We start from the raw sequence: 15,074 nt of genomic DNA on the forward strand, positions 1-15,074 counted from the left end.
TGGAACCTTATAGAGCGCCACCTGGCACTAGGCCGTCAGTGGTCACCGTAACTAAGTCGTCGCCCTTTTTAAAGGCTCGGCAAAGCCAAATTTTCTTAAATCCCATAATTGAGATTGATAAATTTAACATTAACATAATCATCGATACCTTGATGTCCGTTTTCTCTGCCAAAACCGGAATGCTTCACACCGCCAAACGGGGTTTGCGTGAAGGCAACCGTGTTGCTGTTCACACCGACCATACCATACTGCAAGCCTTGACTGACTTTAGCAATCCGTTTCAGGTCCAAGGTATAGAAATAGCTGGCAAGACCATAGTTCGTGTCATTAGCCATACCGATCACTTCATCAGTATCCTTGAACACAATGACCGGCAGTACCGGGCCAAATGTCTCTTGATAGAAAATATTCATTTTTGTCGTTACGCCGGTCAGAACAGTCGGCGCGTAAAAATTACCGTTTGCGTAGGCGCCATCCGTCAGGCGCTTACCACCTGTCTCAAGTACCGCGCCTTTTTCAACCGCGTCATTAATCTGGCGTTGAATTTTTCCAATCGCGTCTTCACGGATGAGCGGACCTGCGTCCACGCCCTCTTCCAAACCATTGCCTACCTTTACCTTTTTCACCGCTGCAATGAGCTTCTCTGTAAATTCAGCCAGTATTGCCTCTTGGACGAAAATGCGGTTTGGCGATGTGCATACTTGTCCGTTATTTCGGAATTTGGAAGATACCAGATCGCCTACGACTTTATCTATCGGCGCGTCGTCAAAAACAATAAACGGCGCGTGACCGCCAAGCTCCAATGAGACCTTCTTCAAGGTTTCCGCAGACTGTCCAAAGAGCATTTTTCCAACCGCGGTTGATCCGGTGAACGTGATTTTACGCACGAGGTTGCTTGAAGTCAGTACCTTGCCGATTGCTGGCGCGTCACCCATAACAAGGTTTACCGTGCCGTCGGGAATTCCGGCTTCTTGGAAAATTTTCATGAGTGCTGTTGCTGAAAGCGGTGTTTCCGGTGACGGCTTGAGTACAATCGCGTTGCCGCCTGCAAGTGCGGGTGAAATCTTCCGCGTAATCATTGATGACGGGAAGTTCCATGGTGTAATGGCAGCGACCACACCGAGTGGTTCCTTTTGAACAAGAAAGAGATGTCCGTTTGGTCCGGGAATGGTTTCTCCATAGACGCGGCGTAGTTCTTCCGCATGCCAGCGAACACTTTCTGCACCGCCCAGCACCTCACCTTTGGCCTGCGCAAGCGGTTTTCCTTGTTCAATGGTCATAATTGCGGCGAGTTCGTCCGCCTTTTCCGTAATTAAATCCGCGACCTTGCGTAAGATTTTGGCGCGTTCATCCACAGGAAGCGATGCCCATACAGGATACGCAGCCTGCGCCGCATCAATCGCCTTTTCAGCGTCAATCGCTCCGCCTCGCGCCACCTGCGTGATTACTTTTCCAGTAGCCGGATTAACCACATCATCTACTTCTCCACTATCTGCGTCGAGCCATTTCCCACCGATAAAGAGCTGCTTCGGTGCCTTGTCCACATATGAATCTATTTCTGTCATCATTGGTCCACCTCGTTTGTGTAATAATCTTCTGATGAATGTCCGAACAATAAATCAAGCATACCTGATCCAATCACTAACTTCCACCGGAAAATTTGATTGCAAGATTGAAGATTATAATTTTGTGAAATTAAGTAAACAAATAAACGCCACACTCCTTTTGGAGGCGGCGCCTACTAATAGTTAACCTTAGTAAAAAAATGGCTTCTTCACTTTTACATCGCTCTTTTTCACAAATGCGATACGATGATTATAGGAGATTTGGTAGTATTGGTCATTCCCAGTCACCACATGGTAGGTTTCAGGCGCATTGAACAGCTTCGCATAATAATAATCGGATCCTACAGCTTTCTCTGCGACATAGAATTGTCCGGCAGGCATCGAGTAAATCGGCGTAATGCCGACAGATGGAATGGAAAATTTATCATAGGCAGTTGCCTCAGGATAAGCCGATCCGTATACCGGAATCGAATCCGCACCTTTTTTCGGTGTGATCAGCATTCCACTGCCCGTAATCGTATTTGTGCCTTTCGGATTATAGAACCATGCCTTTTGGCCACCGAAGTCAATTGCTGTCCAGTCCTTCGTCTGGTCCGCCTTGAAATAAGAGCGGCCGGCAACTGCTTTATCGCCCCAATCATTAAGCGCAGTCGTGCCGTTCCCGTTTGGATGAAGAATCGGATCACTAAGCAGCGGTGCGCTGAAATCAGGCTCCGTGTACAGATATACAAAGTTTGCAGATTTCGGCTCGAGCGGCTCATTGTTGTATGTTGTTTCAGGTTTATTGGTCTGATAATCAGGATTAATGGTCACAATGCTGCCGCGTTTACTCGTTCCAAGCGAATGGTTGCTCTTTGAAAACGGTGCGCCGAGAAGCTTGAAGTAATGCGCCCAATCCCAATATGCGGCCGGATCCCAGTGCATGCCGAGCTGACGCGTCGGATTCAAACCGGGCACTTCCTCATGACCGATTATATGTTCCCGGTCTAGTGGAATATCATATTTTTTTGCTAAATAGTTGACGAGCTTTGCCGACGCTCGGTACATCGGTTCACTGTACCAGGTCGAGCCTTCGACCGCGTAGCCTTCATGCTCAATGCCGATCGAATGACTATTAATATACCAATTCCCCGCATGCCATGCCACATCTTTTGGATCCACCATCTTGGTGATTTGTCCATCGGAAGAACGGATCACATAGTGCGCGCTGACATAATTTTGTTGTAAAAAGGTATTGATCGTTCCTTCATAGCTCACTTCAGAATCATGAATGATGATGTAGCGAATCTTTTGACCGTCCTTTGGACGATTGGCAAGATCATAGTTTCCGTAGTCACCGTCAGAATCGGAAAATACTTTGTATAAGGCCGGAACGTTTTGCATATCGACTCCTTTTAGGCTGTCTCCATGTCCATGTTTCCGCTTGTGGAGATGAAGATGTGCAAGATTTTGCTTGTTGGGTTTAATTTGTTTCGCCGCAAGCTGTACCGTCCCCGCGGAAGAAAAATGTCGGACTGCGCCTTGATTGATTGTTTTATAGACCTGATTGGCGAAATCAGCCGCAGTATCGTAATCAGCGAATCCGCTGTACTTTGCGACCGCGCTGTACCACTTTCCAGGATCATGTGAAAGTTGTCCTGTGATCTGTTTCTGATAATCGGCGAGCAGAGCAGCTCCGCCAAGGATATTCTTCTCCGTATCACTTTTGAGCGACTCTGGAGCAGTGCCAAGCAGTTTTGCCGCCTGATCCAATGTATTCACACTTTTCTCAGATGTTGTGCCCACATCCTTATTAACTTTATCCCCTTTTGCAAATAGATCACCTGATGGAGCACTCTCGGTCAAATGCATCACACCATAACCGCCGGAGGTGCTTGGCTGGCCGTGGTGACCTTCCCATCTCGTTTCGTTGTAGGAAACCGACATCAGAATGCTAAGCGGCACGTGATAAGCATCGGCCGCCTTTTGAAATGCACTTTGAAGGCCTATCTGATTACTATTCTGTGATTCGGCATGTGCCGGTGTATTCGTCGTGCAGATGAACAAAAAGAGAATCAACAGCCATGAAACGAACTTATAGCGATTAGAAGGGCAAATCTGTTTGTTTGCTTTCAAAGTATCCACTCCTCATTCATTTTGACTTAAACAATCACAGGCGGGCAAAAGTGGGCAAATGACGCGCGGATTACCACCTCCGAGATAAGTTCCGAAAAAAAACAAAACCAGCCTGAAGTCATGCCCAGGCTGGTTTTTGTCTCGGTTGATGAAGACAAAGCAGACGTAAATAGGGTGTTGATTAACCATGTAATAACGCGCAAGCGGGACTCATCCCGGTTGCCATTTTCCCTCAGTTCCAGATGATTCAAGCGGCCGACAATGGGTAATTGTGGAATCTTGAAACTTGGACTAGTCAGGATTAAATTTAGTATAGAAGCGGCAACTTTAGTTGTCAATATTATGAATATTCATTATAGAGCGAACTATATAGATCCTTTTCAACTGATCTTTTCTTCCTATTTGTTTTTGTTCCTACCAAATTACCGGACCAAACGAACAACATTTTTCCAAATTTCTCACCGATCCATCCTTACCAAAATAATCCATATGCGTCATTTGTCCTAACAAGGCGTTTCTCATTTCTCATGTAAATCTTCAAAAATATTTTTCATTGCAGTACAAACGAACCTCACTGAACACCCGTTTTTCGGCACTGCTTGACGCGGTTCTACGCGGGATCAAGGAGCAACGGAATTCTAAAAAAAGTAATTGAGCAACTGTAAGTAAAAAAATGACCCTCGTGCTCCAAAACAATTCTTGGAACACGAGGAGCCATCTTACCTGTACTAGCAAATACGACTGGTGGTCATTCATTGGGTAAACTCTATAATTGGCTCATTCACCGGCGATTGCGATCGATTTAATCGCTGCTTCGTTCAATCCGGTCAATTCACTGATTTCAGCATGACTCATTCCTTTTTGCAACAGTTTTCGGACAAACTGTTCTTTTGCTTTTCGTTCTCCCTGTTCAAGTCCTTGTTCAATTCCCTCTCTCTTTCCGCGATCATAAAAGGAATTGGGCCACTTGAGCACTTCTTCTCGAATTTCGTCTGGGAGTTTTTTCGCTTGGTCCATCAATTGATCCACCTCTTCCTTTTCTAATTGAAGATAGGTCTCGAAAAATCCATTGATCATGCTCTCACGCGCTTCTCCAAGATGCATGTTGATCATTTGCCTGATAAAGGCGAGTCGTACTTGCACACGTTCCCTTTTCGAGTAGTTCATCCTGCTCATCAGCGCGGCGGCGGCCGGATTATTGCTGTTCATAAATTTTCGCCAGTTCATTCTGGAAAGTTCGAGTTTCAAAAAATGGAACTCGCTAACAATCATTAGATGAGGCACTTTCACCACAAATTCGTCCGATTCATCTCTAACTCCATCATAACTGAAAATGGCGATTGGTAAAACAGGTTTTCGAAATTTCAGATAGATCATGCTGTAATAGATATACATCCGTTCAGAAAAATCTTCTTGGTAATAATTCTGTGCTTCAAAATGGACAATCAGAATGACGTCTTTTTTTGATTTCAGCTTCGTTTCCGCGATAATATCTGCCCGTTTTTTGTCGCCTTCGATCATATCTGCGAACAGTTCCTCGGAAAGAAATTTTTTCTCGGAAAGATCAAGCGCCTGGTAAATTTTTGGGAAGAAGGCTTCGAGAAATTCATCAAAAAACTCGTGCAGCAGGACTTTAAAGCGTCGATCGTGGTCTATAGACATAGGAAGCCTCCTTGCGAGGTAAGGTATGTTTCGGTCATGCGAAGGAATGTGTGGAACGAATCGAGAAGGGAACGAACGATCGTGTTTGCTATTAGTATACCTTATATTTAAAAAAAATGCGTCAATTATTTTGGACAGTTTATGTGTGACGGAAGACTCAGTATCGGTTTCGTCTTCTATCGAGCATAGGCACTGCACTCGAACCATTCATAAAGGCGACCAGATATCAATTCACCTGTTAAAGTTGCCGCCGCTTAACTGCTGAAGGTTTGCCTTTTATGATGAAGTTTTCACTCATCTGCCAAGTTAATCGTTCACCTGCTTGAGATACGGTTTACCTGAATCAACCAAAGTGGTTGTTGAGGATTCCGCTTCATATAGCCAGGTTCGGTTTCTCCAAGAGTTCTTACACGAGTTAACCAAAGATTTAGGTATCCACAAGTTGCTATCTTATAATTTCCTCCCCAATAAAAAAGCAGACGATTACCGCCCGCGTGGTTTGCTTCTATTCCTCGTTACTCACGTCTCATTTGTATCCCTGCTTTTTGCACAGCGCGTCATGATTGGCTACAAAATCCGGCTGCTCATGATTCATGAATTTACGGATATTTTCAACGGTAACCTGCGCGACGCGGGCAATGCTTTCCCGCGTTGTTCCCGCGATATGGGGTGATACAATCAGATTATCCAAATCCGGCAATGCTTTGGGCGGCTCCTGTTCAAAGACATCCAAAGCCGCTCCCGCGATTTGTTTGCGGCGTAAGGCGTCGAACAAAACCGGTTCGTCGATCAGCGCTCCTCTAGAAATATTTACGAGAAAGGCAGTCGACTTCATCTGATCTAACGCGTCTTGATCAATAAGGTGGTAATTGGACGCATTGAGTGCTGTGCTGATCACGACATAATCTGCTTCGCGCAGAAGCTGACTCAGTTCAACGAAAGTCGCATTCAATCGTCCGGCCGCTTCATGATCCTGGTGGTTTCCAAAAGCGATCACACGCATGTTAAAGCCCCCGGCATAACGTGCAACCTTTTGACCGATGGAACCAAAGCCAATAATGCCAACTGTTTTTCCGTCAAGCTCATAAGCTTCCCCGCTTGGCCACTCGCCTTTTTTGGTTCCGCGGTCCAGCATCGGAATCAAACGTGACAGGCTGATCATCTGCCCAAATGCCAGTTCAGCAACCGAGGTCGCATTTTCCCCGGGCGCGTTGCTAACAAGAATCCCCTTTTCTGTCGCATAATCCACCGCCACGTTGTCCAAGCCTGTCCCCGTCTTCAGAACATACTTAAGATTTGGGGCAGCGTCAATGATTTCACGATCACAAGGAGCGATCGCCGTGATGCACACCTGAACATCATGGATAGATTTCTTAATCAATTCTTTATCCAAGGTCTGTTCAAACATCAGACAACGGACATTTGCACCAATTGCTTCAAGCTGATCGACCATCTGTTGGTGAATCGGTACATACGACTTTCCCACACAAAAAAGAATCTGCATCGTTTACGCCCTCCCAATTATTCGTTGCTCTATTTTGCACTAGTGAGAAAGTATAAATCTTTACCTTCACCATAGGCTTAATGAAGTCAAGTTTCGTAACATTTTCTCATCATCCGTTTTTGCATTCAGCTATTAATATACCAAAAATAAACACGGGTTCCCAAGTAAAGATTCTCATCTCTCCCGTACAAGGAAAATAACACAGCAATATGGCTGGCGACTCACCTTTCAATTGGTTGAAAATCCGTGATTAACATGCTAAGTTAAGAACAATGCATAGAATAAGAAAATTAAGAAAGTAGGAACGATTACATGCAACAAGAACTTACAGAAACAATCAAAGAAAACGTAATGTCACTATTTAACTACCTACATACTCATGCGGAAATCAGTATGAACGAAGTGCAAACGACGGCTTTTATTAAAGAGAAATTAGACGCGCTCGGCTATCGAACGCGCACCTTTGACGACTGTCCCGGCGTGATTGGCGAAATCGGCAACGGGAGACCGATTGTCGCTTTACGTGCCGACATGGACGCACTCTGGCAAGAGGTCGACGGCAAACTTCAGGCGAACCACTCGTGTGGCCACGATGCCCATATGTCAATGGTACTCGGAGCTGCAATGGTTTTAAAAGAGAGACTTGATTCATTCCACGGCACGGTTCGTCTTGTATTTCAGCCGGCAGAAGAAATTGGCAGAGGCGCACTGGAATTGAGTAAGCGCGGTGTTTTGGACGATGCCGACTATTTCTATGGTGTGCACCTTCGGCCAATTGAAGAAACAAAAGCCGGACGCGCGCGGCCGGCTATTCTCCACGGCGCCTGCGGTACCATTAGCGGCGTAATCGACGGTGAAGACGCTCATGGCGCTAGGCCGCATCTTGGCACGAATGCCATTGAAGTTGCTGCGTCTATCGTTAATGCACTCGGACATCTTCATGTTAATCCCATGATTCCAAGCTCGGTCAAAATGACCAAACTGCATGCGGGTTCCGCGACCAATATCATTCCCGGCCATGCCGAGTTCAGCTTAGATGTACGCGCGCAGACAAACGAAGCGATGAACGAATTCAAGCAGAAAATCAAACAGATCGTTCAAGGCGTTGCGACAAGCTATGGCGTAAACGTTAGTCTAGACGATTCCCATGGCAGTCCCGCCGCTGTTTCCGCACCGGAAGCGATCGCTATAATGGGGGATTCGATTAAAGAGGTTCTCGGCGATGATCACTACGACCCGGCCGGTTTATCCAGCGGCGGCGATGATTTCCACCAATATGCCATTCGCACCCCTAAGTTGAAATCGACAATGCTCGGGCTTGGCTGTGATCTTAAACCCGGCCTGCACCATCCCTATATGACCTTTAACCACGACGCCATGTACGACGGTGTACGGATTCTCACAACCGCTGTGCTTAAAACGTTTGAACGCGCAGCAGATGAGGTGTGAGCCCATTGGACGCTGATCAATCCAGACAATTGCTGCGAGAGGCTCAGCTCCTGCAGCCGCAATTAACCGAATGGCGGCGTGACTTCCACCAACATCCCGAGCTCGCATTCGAAGAGCATCGCACCTCCGAAAAGGTTGCCCGTTTTCTCCAAGAATCGGATCTTGAACTAACCGGACTTTTTGCAGGGACAGGGATCGTTGCACGGCTCAGAGGAAGCCAGCCTGGCAAAACAATCGGCCTTAGAGCTGATATGGATGCATTGCCGATCCAAGAGCAAAATACATTTGGGTTTCGCTCCGTTAATGATGGCATAAGCCACGCCTGCGGCCATGATGCGCATACCGCCATGCTGATGGGAGCGATAAAGCTCTTGAAAAAACATCGCCCGGAGCGCGGCGACATCGCGTTTCTCTTTCAGCCTGCCGAAGAAGTCAGCAAAGGGGCAAGCGCAATGATTAATACCGGCGCCTTAAAAGGGATCGATGCAATGGCCGGACTTCACATTAACGCCGGAGTCGACCTTGGAAGAATCGCCTTCTCAGGAAAAGTCGGTTGCGGATCCACTGACTTCTTTTCACTGGATATCATTGGAAAAGGCGGACACGCGGCGCATCCCGATCTGACGATTGATTCTGTCGCGGTTACCGGACAAGTCATCACCGCGCTTCAGCATTTTGCCAGCCGCCAAGTGGATCCGGCAGACCCCGTTGTTCTGACGATAGCAACGATCCAAGGCGGCAGTGCGAACAACGTCATCGCGCCAAAGGTCACAATGACCGGAACCGTACGCACGCTGAATCCCGAACTACGCCAATCCGCACCGACACGAATTGAGAAAATTGTCAAAGGTGTCACCTTGGCGTTCGGCGCGGATTATAAACTTGACTATACATTCAGCGCGCCGTCCATCCTCAACGATGAACGAATGACCGCGATCGCGCAACAAACCGCTGACGATCTTCTTGGTAGTGGTCATCGCTTGCAAAGCAAACCTAGCCTCGGCGGAGAAGACTTCTCTTTCTACACTGAACATCTCCCGTCCGTTTTCTTTGTACTCGGCGCAGGCAGTGACGCGATTCCAAGATACCCGAACCATCATCCCAAATTCACCATTGATGAGCGCGCACTGCCCTACGGATCCGCCATGCTTGCCGCGGTTGCCCTGAATTATCTCGAAAAAGATTAAATGAAATGTCAACGCCTTCGACACTACCCCACAGTTGTTGGCTTTTTTTTGCACGTTTACGGAAAATGCTATTCTTCCCCATACCATTCATGAACTGGAATATTATAAGCACATCAATTTCACCGAGCGCAAAAAGAGAATCCTCCTCAATTGGAAGATTCTCTTTTTTACACTGTACGTGTGACGGCGGCTTTGCCTTCATCATAGGCTTGGCAAAGCCAAGTTTTCTAAAGTGAAATTCACATCCATTGAATTACACATTACACTTCCGAGTTCGCTTGCTTCATTTCTTTGCAGCGTGTGACAAAATACTTAAACAGACCCAGCATCATGTCACTTCCTCCGGCTGTCATCGATTCCGGATGCCACTGAATACCGATCAAGCCGTTTTCCTTCACATCAACGGCTTCGATAATGCCGTCAGCCGAAAAGGCGGCTGCCCGCAATCCATCCCCAAGCCGATCAATGGATTGATGATGGAGGCTGTTCACCATCACCGTCTCCTGTTCACCGAGGATCTGAAACAAATGCGTATCTTTCTCAAGGCGTACACGATGACTTGCCTCTTTGCGTGACACCTTCTGAACATGCTGAATCGGATGGTCTAATTCGCTTGAAATATCTTGAATCAGAGTGCCGCCAAGCGCGACATTCATCACCTGAAGACCCCGGCAAATACCGAAAACAGGTTTTCCCTTCTTAATCGACTGACGAACCAATTGAAATTCCATTTGATCACGTTCCGTATCGAATAGGCCGCAGCCAGGCGTCGGATCTTGATCAAAAAATTTAGGATTGACATCGCATCCACCGCTAAGTAAAAGACCATCGCATAGTTCCATGTACTGATCGGCACATGAACCAGGAGCAATCGGCAAGATCAAAGGGATGGCGCCTGCCTTAATCAAGGCTGTAATATAATCCTTATGTGCATAATCACCTTCTGAAAAATTACTCAGTTTTACAAACGCACTGGTGATTCCAATAATAGGTTTTGACACCGCCTTGCTCCTCTCTTTGCCCACTGATATTTTTACAGCTTAATATAATGATTTTATATACCAATGTATCATTCACGTCAACGATGAACTTATGGCGTGTCAAGATCAATAGTTAATTCGTTTTTCTTCATTTTGCTTAAATACCGATAGATCGTTGCTTCCGATGTCTTGAGCTCCTCGGCAACGATACTAACAATCCCCTTGAGCAGGAAAATGCCGTTAGTGTTCAGCATATGGACCACTTCCAGTTTTTCTTTCTGCGACATACGTTCTGAGGGAACGTCCATGCTCGAGACAATTTCTTTAACACTGCTGATCGCAATATCTTCGATTGAGGGGCTCAAATGTGCCACACGTTCTTGTCGTTTTTTACCTTCAATACGATCGATGCCGACAAAATCGCCTAAGTACCGAATCGTCTCCTCCATACGTTCGAAATTAACGTTGATGCACAACAGACCAATGACTTCATCATTCTCGTCACGAATAAAATATGTTGACGACCTTAGGACGGTTCCGTCGTTGGATTTCCCCTCGTAATTCGTGATAAATGATTTATGTGACTCTCTTCCTTCTTTAAGCATCTCCGGGATCAGATCAGTCAACAGCGATCCAATTTTGCTCCCGCTTCGTTTGGTGCTGCTGGTCGCAATCACCGAATTCTTCAAGTCTTGTACATCATGAAGAATGATTTCTACATCATCACCCATCACATTGCCGAGAAAGGAGACAAAATTCTTATATCGTTGCAGTTTACTTGTGATGTTTGTCCCCCCCTTACATGATTAAGAGAAACACGTAAGAAATTTCATTAGTATAGCTTATCTATTGGTATGCATCGCGAGCAGACTTTTAAAAGCCCGCACTACTTTTTCCGTTCCCTGTTCAACAAGCGTACGCGGAGCCGCAACATTCATGCGGACAAATCCGCATCCCGCTTTACCATACGTACTGCCCATTTGCAGGGCCACTCCGCATTCAACGAGCGCTTTATTAACCTCCTCTTCAGAAAAGCCGAGATCCGCATAGCTGATCCACATCAGATAGGTTGCGTCGCTATCCATACAGTGCAGCCCGTCAATCTCAGAGAGCTTTGCGCGAACATAATCACTATTCCCCTTCACATAGACAATCAAATCCTTCATCCATTGTTCGCCTTTTCCATAGGCTGCCGTCATCGCTGCGATTTGAAACGGATTGATTTCCGGATAGACCATGAGCTTCTGCTCATGCTTGATTGCCGCTGCAATCTCAGGATTAAAGGTTAAAATATACGAAGGACCAATGCCTGCCAAATTAAATGTTTTCGTCGGTGCCATCAGCGTAACTATGTTCGCGCATTGGTCGCCGGCCAGCAATGCGATCGGCTGATGCTTCTTTCCTGGAAGCACCAGATCCGAATGAATTTCATCAGCGATAATCGGAAGGTTATAGTTCGCTGCCAAGGCAACCACTTCCCGCAGTTCTTCCGCATTCCAAATGCGCCCGCCCGGATTATGCGGAGAGCAAATAAGGATACACGACACATTTTCTTCATTAATCTTCCGTTCCATATCTCTCACGTTCATATAATAGCGATGATCATGAAGCTCCAGTTCAGAAACAACCGGAACACGTCCAAGCTGATTAATTTGCTCAAAGAACGGATTATAAACAGGATTATGTATGAGAACCTTGTCTCCATTCTTCGTTAAAACGCGCAATGCCAAAGCGATACTCGACACAACATTATGGTTGAAGACAATCGCCTCGCTTGGAACTTTCCATGCATAGTGATCGTTCAGCCATGTCTGAACAACTTGTTTCAGCGATTCCGGACATAAGGTGTAGCCGAATATTTCCTGTTCCAGACATTCCTTCAATGCATTGATGACACAATCCGGCGCGGAAAAATCCATGTCTGCAATCCACATCGGGAGCAAGTGAGGCTTCCCGTAAAGACGTTCTGCCCCATCCCACTTCACACAATTTGTGTTCTCCCTCGCAACAATCCGATCAAAAATACAATCAGACATAAGACTCACCATCTTCCTAGTAAACGTTCACGACTCTTAACAATTTTTTTCAAAGTCCATTTACCTTGAACAGAAAACCATCCCGTTGTTCATGAGATAAATTGTTATCATAATAATAATTTATTTATTATTTATATTTTCTTTCTTTTGTAAAAATAAGTCAACACCTTTTTCATAGTAACGGTCTTAATCATCAACCTTGTCTTGAACAGACATTTCTAGTTCACAAATCAATTTGACCCTTAATTCAGTAACGCGGTCGGAATAAAATAAGCGGAGGTTTTCCGGTTATTTACACTCCGAAGCTTGTTTTGCAGGTAAATAAGGGTAATTTTTCCGGTTAAACACAGAAAAATCCTCCATTCTCACGTTTTTCGATTCGATAAGCGGAATTTCTCCGTCTATTTAAGCAATTTTTTCATTCATTTTCTAATTAAGCGGAATTTTTCCGTTTATTTCCCGATTGGCGCTTACCTTATCGTCGTACCGGCAAGGCAAAACGCTATACTTTCTTGACTTACCAAAAGAAACTCGCAGAAATTCGTACCTGCGTGCTTGATGCATCATTATATCTCTGTATTTTTCTCTAAGCTTCTTCACTATAAAAAGGGCATCTCAAAGTCCAAAACGGACTCTGAGACACCCTCTTCATTTCTATTTATACGCCCACACATCAGAGATGGTCCCATTTTTCAAACGGGTCATCGATCACAATACGCTGAGCCTCCGCATCGCTTGTTCCCACATACACCGTCATCCGTCCATTACTACGGATCGCTCCACCGGTAAATACGACATCACGGAGATCCGATCGTTTCGCCGGTCCCTCTAAAAAATCCTGCCGCGTCGCAATAATCTTTACAGGCGAATGGCGTCCTGTAAATGGATCAAGCGTAAAAATCATCGAATAGTAATGACGATTCCCCCGATGATCAAAATAAGCGATATGCCCAAGCACCCCCGCGTCACCGTTCCTGAATGGATGAATTTCATTGGCACCGCCCCACTCATCATCAGCAAAGTGCCCCTCAAGCAGCGGCGCACACTCAATCTTCGCTAGATCAAGTTCATCAAGTGACGCCAAGAGTACATAACCGATCTTCCCGCGTCCGCCTTTTTGCCCTTGAGGCCGCGTCAACACAAGAATCAATCCGTTCGTCAACTGAGCGATCCTCAAATCCTTCATACCGATTGGTCCCTCAAAAAAAGGCTGCAATGATCGAATAGTCTCGCCCCGATAAAATAGCGTCCGCCACGTCGCACGTCCGTCGGCGCTATGCTCAACCCAAACACCGCCAAACAGTAGCGAACCGTCAATTCGTGTCACAAACGGATCCTGTAAAGAAAAAATAGGCATATCGTTCATCAGTCTCCATCCATTGTTCACTTCTTCAAAGAAACCGATATGCGAACGTTCGCTGTCCCGCGCTTCGACACGTGCGGCAATCACCCATTTCCCATCATCGTAAAAAGGAGCTGTGCAATTATAGACATCATTTGCACCAGCCCCCTGAAAATTTAGTTTTTCAACATCATGCACGACTTGGTGACCAGCCATGTACTGCTCCAGTAAATCCAAACATTCCGTAACATGCTCCATGAATCCGTGCCTCCCGAAATGATGCCGCACCAATGCGTCATCATTTCTACTATAGTCTTCTATACGCGCGAATTCATGTATTGGCACCGTTAATTCGCACAATTTATTTTTTCAAGACGCTCTGACTCAGCTTCTCGATCGCGGCATGCCGGTCATCGAAAGGAAAAATGGCTGATCCTGCAACAAATAGTGACGCTCCGGCATTAAAGCAGAGCGGCAGCGTTTCTGCATCGATCCCTCCGTCTACCTCAATTTGAACGGGAAGATTTAACGAATCAATCAACACACGGACAGCTTTTATTTTATCAATCATTGTGGGCAGGAAGCGTTGACCGCCAAACCCAGGGTCAACCGTCATGATCAGGACGTAGTCAACATCGCGTATGATCGCTTGCAATGCAGAGGCAGGTGTTGACGGATTTAATACAACTCCGGCTTTTACACCTCCATCCTTGATGATCTGAATTGCGCGGTGCAGGTGTGTACACGCCTCACTATGGACCGAGATCATATCTGCTCCCGCCTCGATGAACGATGGCAGTAAATGAATCGGCTCCGTCACCATGAGATGCACATCCTGAGCGACTTTAGTTTCCTTTTTCAAAGCCTTAACAACATTGGCCCCCATTGTAATATTGGGAACAAACTGTCCATCCATCACATCGACATGAATGAACTCGACATCCTTTTCCACATCCCGAACCTCGTCTGCGAGATGCGCGAAATCAGCAGATAGGATTGATGGTAAAATTTTCATTGACCCATTTCTCCTTTCATTATATGTAAACGTTTCCTTGACGGATATGTTATGACGAATCTCTGAAAAAGTCAAAGATAACTCCCCTAAACATTCGCCCTTCACCAAGGAAGCTCCTTCAAGGATGACTAGTACATAAGGATTTAAACGAGCAGGCACCATTCATTCAGAATTAAAAAACCGCTGAGCGCTAGAGCATAATAGCACGCAACGGTTCCT

Annotated in this window: 11 protein-coding genes; 2 read left to right on the plus strand and 9 right to left on the minus strand. The window is 46.0% G+C overall.

What is annotated here, in order from left to right:
• Window positions 1-95: 95 nt before the first annotated feature.
• The 4 genes from ABWW58_RS14975 to ABWW58_RS14990 form a co-directional block, all read right to left on the minus strand.
• Window positions 96-1,565 (minus strand): NAD-dependent succinate-semialdehyde dehydrogenase, encoded by a 1,470-nt coding sequence (locus tag ABWW58_RS14975; RefSeq protein WP_353870017.1) that lies wholly within the window; start codon window positions 1,563-1,565, stop codon window positions 96-98.
• Window positions 1,566-1,754: 189 nt separating this feature from the next.
• Complete coding sequence (locus ABWW58_RS14980; protein ID WP_353869875.1) at window positions 1,755-3,680, minus strand: N-acetylmuramoyl-L-alanine amidase; 1,926 nt, start codon at window positions 3,678-3,680, stop codon at window positions 1,755-1,757.
• A 777-nt stretch (window positions 3,681-4,457) separates the two neighbouring features.
• A complete protein-coding gene (locus ABWW58_RS14985) occupies window positions 4,458-5,342 on the minus strand; it encodes an RpnC/YadD family protein (RefSeq protein ID WP_353869876.1) in 885 nt (294 codons plus the stop codon).
• A 526-nt stretch (window positions 5,343-5,868) separates the two neighbouring features.
• Window positions 5,869-6,846: a phosphoglycerate dehydrogenase gene (locus ABWW58_RS14990; protein WP_353869877.1), complete on the minus strand. Its 978-nt coding sequence runs from the start codon at window positions 6,844-6,846 to the stop codon at window positions 5,869-5,871.
• A gap of 312 nt (window positions 6,847-7,158) precedes the next feature.
• Between ABWW58_RS14990 and ABWW58_RS14995 the strand changes: the two genes are divergently transcribed.
• Together ABWW58_RS14995 and ABWW58_RS15000 are read left to right on the plus strand one after the other, a co-directional pair.
• Entirely contained in the window at window positions 7,159-8,295 is a 1,137-nt protein-coding gene (locus ABWW58_RS14995; RefSeq protein WP_353869878.1) for a M20 peptidase aminoacylase family protein, read from the plus strand.
• A 5-nt stretch (window positions 8,296-8,300) separates the two neighbouring features.
• Window positions 8,301-9,482, plus strand: a complete 1,182-nt coding sequence (locus tag ABWW58_RS15000) for a M20 metallopeptidase family protein (RefSeq protein ID WP_353869879.1) — start codon at window positions 8,301-8,303, stop codon at window positions 9,480-9,482.
• Window positions 9,483-9,742: 260 nt separating this feature from the next.
• Here ABWW58_RS15000 and ABWW58_RS15005 read toward each other — a convergent pair whose 3' ends face one another.
• The 5 genes from ABWW58_RS15005 to rpe all read right to left on the minus strand — a co-directional run bounded on the left by ABWW58_RS15005 (window position 9,743) and on the right by rpe (window position 14,855).
• A complete protein-coding gene (locus tag ABWW58_RS15005) occupies window positions 9,743-10,483 on the minus strand; it encodes a gamma-glutamyl-gamma-aminobutyrate hydrolase family protein (RefSeq protein WP_353869880.1) in 741 nt (246 codons plus the stop codon).
• An 89-nt stretch (window positions 10,484-10,572) separates the two neighbouring features.
• A complete protein-coding gene (locus ABWW58_RS15010) occupies window positions 10,573-11,247 on the minus strand; it encodes a helix-turn-helix transcriptional regulator (protein WP_353870018.1) in 675 nt (224 codons plus the stop codon).
• A 57-nt stretch (window positions 11,248-11,304) separates the two neighbouring features.
• Window positions 11,305-12,498: a MalY/PatB family protein gene (locus ABWW58_RS15015; RefSeq protein ID WP_353869881.1), complete on the minus strand. Its 1,194-nt coding sequence runs from the start codon at window positions 12,496-12,498 to the stop codon at window positions 11,305-11,307.
• Between the two features lie 673 nt (window positions 12,499-13,171).
• Window positions 13,172-14,098, minus strand: coding sequence for a DUF1861 family protein (locus ABWW58_RS15020; protein ID WP_353869882.1), 927 nt, complete (start codon window positions 14,096-14,098; stop codon window positions 13,172-13,174).
• A gap of 103 nt (window positions 14,099-14,201) precedes the next feature.
• Window positions 14,202-14,855 carry a ribulose-phosphate 3-epimerase gene (gene rpe, locus ABWW58_RS15025; RefSeq protein WP_353869883.1) on the minus strand — a complete coding sequence of 218 codons (654 nt, stop codon included), beginning with the start codon at window positions 14,853-14,855 and terminating at the stop codon, window positions 14,202-14,204.
• Window positions 14,856-15,074: the final 219 nt, after the last annotated feature.

It is taken from the genome of Sporolactobacillus caesalpiniae (assembly GCF_040513385.1).
In the GTDB taxonomy this organism is placed as follows: Bacteria; Bacillota; Bacilli; order Bacillales; family Sporolactobacillaceae; genus Sporolactobacillus.